The following is a 5,586-nucleotide window of genomic DNA, read 5'->3' as shown; positions in this document are numbered from 1 at the left end:
CTTGAGCGATTCCCTCGTGCCGGCCCTGGCAAGAAGCTGAACTCGAATAGCATCCGATAATTCAGTCCACGCAGGATCTCTCCAGGGTTTCTCCTGTCCGATGGCTGAGAATCGCGCAGGATCCAGATTGTGAGGGTAAGCGAGAAAATACTTTGCCCATAGAAACGGCGTATTGTTCTGATTCCAAACAGAACGAAAATCAACCTTCAGGACTGTTAATTCAAGGGCTCTTGAAATTTGAGCAGGGGAATTACTTTTTAATACTTGAAGGATAAGATCTTTTGCCTGTTTAGATTGGTCCCCTATGTCTGAAATAGCATCAATTAATGCTTTTTGTATTTCTCGCGAACTTGTGGCCAAAAGTGAGTCACGGACATTTGGATAATGACTGGATGCAATCGCGGCCAGTGCCCTGAGTGCAGCGGCCTTCTCCTCATCAGTGCCATCCTGCGTGATTTTGACTAGAGCAATTTCATATTCTTTGAGTGCGCGGCTCAGCAAATCGATAGACTCTTCTGCCGATACCAAAGAAGAGACAAAAACAGTAAGATAAAAGAGAATCCAACTCCTGTTCACCAACATCGCTTCAAGCAAATCCTTTGCCGTTCTGTCTATCTAATATGACTTACTTTGATTTGACGCTGGATGCTGAGTGGAAGTTTCGTCCGCTACCCGATTTTTGAATCGTCATTCAAAAATGCGAACCGGAGTGATTCCAAAAGATGAAACCGCCAAGACACCGGGTACTCCAGGAATCTTTTCCTTGGCGCACTTGGCGTCTTGGCGGTTTGATTAGGCAGAGTGAATTAATCTTGGTAACGGCCTAGCCTCCCAACACGAATACATGACTGGTCATGAGACTGGTCTTTTCGTATAATTATCACATGAAGACAAAAGAAAAGGTAATGAACGCCACGGACTTTAAGGCGAAATGCTTACAAGTTCTGGATGAATTAGAACCGGGTGGTGTTCTGATCGTTAAAAGAGGTAAACCGGTGGCACGGGTTATTCCTGTATCCGAGAGAAATGCTCTGGAGCTCGTTGGAAGTTTAAAAGGTAAGATCAAAATCAAAGGTGACATTTTGAGCACAGGAACGAAATGGAATGCTCAATCTTGACAGTCACATGGTCGTTTATCTGCTTGCCGGAGATTTGACGCCAACGGAGCTACAACAATTGGAAGGTGAGGATCTTGCTATCTCCGATGTAGTGCTCTGGGAATTGTCGAAGCTCGTTCAGCTTCAACGACTGGAACTCGATCTCAGAAGCGAATCCTTTCAAGCGTTATTGGTCAACTTCACCGTTATACCCATTACGCTTGCCATTGCAATATCGAGCACGAAACTGGATTTTCGCGGGGATCCAGCCGATGAGATTATCGCAGCCACAAGCTTAGTAGAAAAGATCCCACTTCTAACCAGAGACCGGATAATTCGGAAATCAAAACTGGTCCCACTTGCCCTTTGAGCTTTCGCTGAGACGGCAAAGCCTACAAAAGAAAAACCGCCAAGACACCGAGTATTCCAAGAATTTTCCTTGGCGCACCTGGCGTCTTGGCGGTTGAAACCTGGTCTTGTTGGGAATAATCTCGCGCAGAAGATCAGCACTCGAGTGACTCATTTAAAGGGCGTTAAGAACTTCTTGATCCACAATCTGTAAGAATTCTTTTCGATGAGGCTGCTTCCATAACTGCAGATATAAGGACATGCCGTATGTGGAATATAAATATTTTGTTCCTGGTTCATAGAGAAGTGGATCGCCCGTAAAGATCTTGAGGGACTCTTTAAAGGAATCAAAATGCTTGTGTTGAAAGTATGTTGATGACTCTGGATATACGCCTTTGTCTCTGAAGGAGAAGATTCCCTGGAAATGCAACCGCCTGGTTATTGGCACTGGTGCATATGGTAGATTGCCAGTAATGAAAGAAGTCAAGCGTGAAGCCGAGCGCCGTGAAGTCGAACTTCTCGTCTTATCCACACTTGAAGCAATCGATCTCTTGAAACAGGAATCTGACGATACGAACGCAATCCTGCATGTAACTTGCTGATCCTTGCTAAGCCATCAATGAATCAATGCTTTTTAAAATCATTTCCAACGACATCGGCTTTTGAAGGAAGACACTTCCTGGAGGAATTTGAGCATTGCCAACTGCTGTTTCGCGCGCGTGACCCGAAAAAAAAATGCATTTAAGCTGTGGAAATTTCTCTTGAAGCAGTTGGGCGAGCTTCCAACCTTTCATTACCGGCATCATAACATCTGTTACAAGCAAATCGATTTCTGATACCGAATTCGCAATAGCCAGTGCGTCCTGACCGCCGGAAGCCTCTAAAACAGAATAGCCGCTGGATCGCAATAATTTGCCAAGAACCTCCCGAACTGGGTCATTATCATCGACGAGCAAAATCGTACAGGGAAAGCGTATTGAGCTTCCCCTAACTTTTGGAATTTCACGGCGCATTTCGAGCCGATTCAAGTAAATAAAGAATCGTGTTCCTTGGCCGATTGTGCTTTTCACATGGATATGACCGCCGCTTTGCTTGATGATGCCGTACACCGTAGAAAGTCCCAACCCGCTGCTATCGCCAAACTCCTTTGTTGTAAAAAAGGGTTCGAAGACGTGGTGTAGAAGTTCATCCGTCATACCTCCACCGGTGTCCGAAATTTCCAACAGGATGTAAGAGCCGGCAGGAAGCCCAAAATTTTGAGCCCGGGTAGGAGGCTCAACAGTTATGTTTTGCGTACGAACAGAAAAAGTGCCGCCATCCGGCATGGCATCCACAGCGTTTACGCAAAGGTTCATGATTACGTGCTCCACCTGACCCGGATCAGCTTGAACGAATCCGAGATCAGGCGCCAGGTCAATCACAAGAGTGATATCGTCGCGCAAAACGCCTCGGACATTTTTTTCAAGACCTCGAACCATATCGTTCAAGTTCAAGTGTTTTGGTCTGAGTACCTGCCTTCGTCCAAAGGCGAGTAGCTGCAGAGTCAATGCAGATGCTTTTTCCGTTGCTTTCAATATTTCTCGAACATTCTCCACCAGGGATACATCGGAACCATATCTCAACTTTATAAGATCGCAATATGCTGTAATTGACATGAGCGAATTATTAAAGTCGTGTGCCACTCCGCCGGCAAGCAATCCGACCGTTTCCATTTTTTGCGCCTGAAGCAGTTGATCCTGTAGTTCTTTAAGTTTCGTTATGTCGCGTACAATCCCACGGTACGCGGCTATCTTCCCATCAGTATCCCGCACTGCTGCTGATGTTTCGAGCATGACCAGTTTTTTACCATCTCTTCGGCGGACTTCAATCTCAAAATCTTTCACGAATCCCTCTCGGGCCATGATTTCCGAATAGATTTTGCGTAAGCTCGGATCCGCATATAGATCCTCAACTTTCGCATGAAGGACCTCCTGCTTTGATGAGAAGCCGAGCAGTTCCACGCCTGCGGGATTGATGTCTATGAAATTGCCATCAGGAGTTGTAATGAAAACCATATCCTTGGTTTCTTCAAATAAAGCTCGATATTTTTCTTCTGACTTCCGAAGGGCCGATTCTGTCTGCCTGAGAGCTTCATTTGCCAGAAACTGCTCGGTCATATCTTGGGCCAGCCCAAGAACATACGGTTGCTTCTCGGGCTCCTGAATCACGACATTGCGGTAAAGAAGCACCCGTTCCTCATTTCTACTTGTTGTGATTCTCATCATGCCCTGGTCGCTTCGGCATTCACGGATACGTCGCAAGTAATCGGGGAATAGATGACGAACAGAAGGCGCAAGAAAAGACTCCAATCTCTGGCCTAACATCTGTGACGGCAATAAACCAAACAATTCCAAACCGGCGGGGTTTACAGTGATTAAATAACCCTCGAAATCATGCGTGCATATCAAAGCTGGTGTGTTTTCAACAAGGTTGCGGTATTTCTTTTCACTTTCGCGCAATGCACGTTCGGCATAGGTCCTTTCAGTTATGTCATTTGCAACAACTAAAGTTGCTTTTCGGTTATCGAAAAGAAAATCGACTCCGCCAATATCGACATGAATGATCTTGCCATCTTTTGTCCGATGCCTCCAGGTTCCTTGTCTACGCAATCCAGGGCTTGAATGAAAAGGAACCTTCTGGAGCCTGTCTTCCAACAACGGCACGTCTTCCGGGGGGCGGATATCACGAATTTCCATCGCAAAAAATTCGTCACGGCTGTAACCATAATGATTCAAAGCTGCTTGATTAACGGCAAGAAATCGAAAAGTTTCCGAATCTATGACCCACATGGGAAAAGGGGAGTTTTCAAAAAAGATCCGATACCGTTCTTCCGACTCCCTGAGATTTCTTTCCAGTCTTTTGCGGTAAGTAATGTCCCGGATAATCCCTTCCGCGCCAAGCCTCTCGCCCTGAACGTTCTGGAGCGCCCGCGCACTTAGGGAAACGACGATTTCAGCCCCCGCTTTTGATTTTACGGAGAACTCAAAATCGTTGATGCATCCGCGGAGCGCATAAGCCTCTAATATTTTCGATCGCTCTTCAGGTTTGACGAAGAGCTCGGTTACCTCTTTTCCTATTAACTCATCCTGTTGATAACCATACTTCGTTACTGCAGGGCTTATGACTTCGATTAAACCGGATTTATCCACGCGGTAATAGATATCATCGATGAAGTCGAACAATTCTGGGTAAGCTTTGTTGCGCGATTTTGTTGCCATGTCGGTCGTCGCAGCGGATTCACTTTTCGGAAAAAGAACGGTAGAATGTAAGCACGTTGCCTGATGTCAGCGTTCCCCCGCCTGAAAAGATTGTAGCAGAGGTCTCAGGTACTGCCAATCGAAAAATGCGCTCCGACCGTAAATTTCAGCTTGGCCGCAAATCAATAGATCCAACGAAAAAGGCCAGCGTTTCCGCTGGCCTTTTATAAGTGCTGAGTGCCGAGTGCTGAGTTCCGAATACCGATCCACTCGGCACTCACAACTCAGCACTTCGGCACTGAATTAATCTTGGCAACGACCTACTCTCCCAACACGTTACCATGTTAGTACCATCGGCCCTGGTGGGCTTAACTTCCGTGTTCGGAATGGGAACGGGTGTTTCCCCACCGGTAAGGTCACCAAAAAGATTTAAGATTTCAGATCTTAGATTTGAGATTGAAACCAAAGTTCTTTGGATCTTGAATAGAAGGGCAACAACTTTCAAAAGCAGCACACATAATTACTAATTATGGTCAAGCCGCACGAGAATTAGTACTGGTTAGCTAGCAGATTACTCTGTTTACACATCCAGCCTATCAACGTGGTCGTCTGCCACGACTCTTTAGGGGGATATTACTCCCCGGGATACCTAATCTTGAGGCAAGCTTCACGCTTAGATGCCTTCAGCGTTTATCTCTGCCGAACACGACTACCGAGCAGTGCCACTGGCGTGACAACTCGTACATCGGAGGTTCGTCCATCCCGGTCCTCTCGTACTAGGGACAGCTCCTCGCAAGTATCCTCCGCCCACATCAGATAGGGACCGAACTGTCTCGCGACGTTCTAAACCCAGCTCACGTACCGCTTTAATAGGCGAACAGCCTAACCCTTGGGACCTGCTTCAG

At 46.5% G+C, this 5,586-nt stretch carries 4 protein-coding genes and 2 rRNA genes; 2 read left to right on the top strand and 4 right to left on the bottom strand.

From position 1 onward, the window contains the following. Window positions 1–582: hypothetical protein (locus L0156_30115; protein ID MCI0607257.1), on the bottom strand; the 582-nt coding region annotated here is incomplete at its 3' end. Between the two features lie 302 nt (window positions 583–884). Between L0156_30115 and L0156_30110 the strand changes: the two genes are divergently transcribed. Both L0156_30110 and L0156_30105 read left to right on the top strand, forming a co-directional pair. After that, window positions 885–1,118: a type II toxin-antitoxin system prevent-host-death family antitoxin gene (locus L0156_30110; protein ID MCI0607256.1), complete on the top strand. Its 234-nt coding sequence runs from the start codon at window positions 885–887 to the stop codon at window positions 1,116–1,118. Further along, window positions 1,105–1,467, top strand: coding sequence for a type II toxin-antitoxin system VapC family toxin (locus L0156_30105; protein ID MCI0607255.1), 363 nt, complete (start codon window positions 1,105–1,107; stop codon window positions 1,465–1,467). The genes L0156_30110 and L0156_30105 overlap by 14 nt, the downstream gene beginning before the upstream one ends. Window positions 1,468–2,053: 586 nt before the next feature. Here L0156_30105 and L0156_30100 read toward each other — a convergent pair. From L0156_30100 to L0156_30090, 3 genes are all read right to left on the bottom strand, one after another. Beyond that, entirely contained in the window at window positions 2,054–4,702 is a 2,649-nt protein-coding gene (locus L0156_30100) for a PAS domain S-box protein (GenBank protein ID MCI0607254.1), read from the bottom strand. A 286-nt stretch (window positions 4,703–4,988) separates the two neighbouring features. After that, a 5S ribosomal RNA gene (gene rrf / locus L0156_30095) occupies window positions 4,989–5,105 on the bottom strand. A gap of 105 nt (window positions 5,106–5,210) precedes the next feature. Beyond that, window positions 5,211–5,586: ribosomal RNA gene (locus L0156_30090) — 23S ribosomal RNA — on the bottom strand; the annotation flags it as partial.

It is taken from the genome of bacterium (assembly GCA_022616075.1).
Lineage (GTDB): Bacteria > Acidobacteriota > HRBIN11 > JAKEFK01 > JAKEFK01 > JAKEFK01.
Note: the sequence above shows the minus strand (reverse complement) of the source record. Positions and strands in the feature narration are given on the sequence as shown.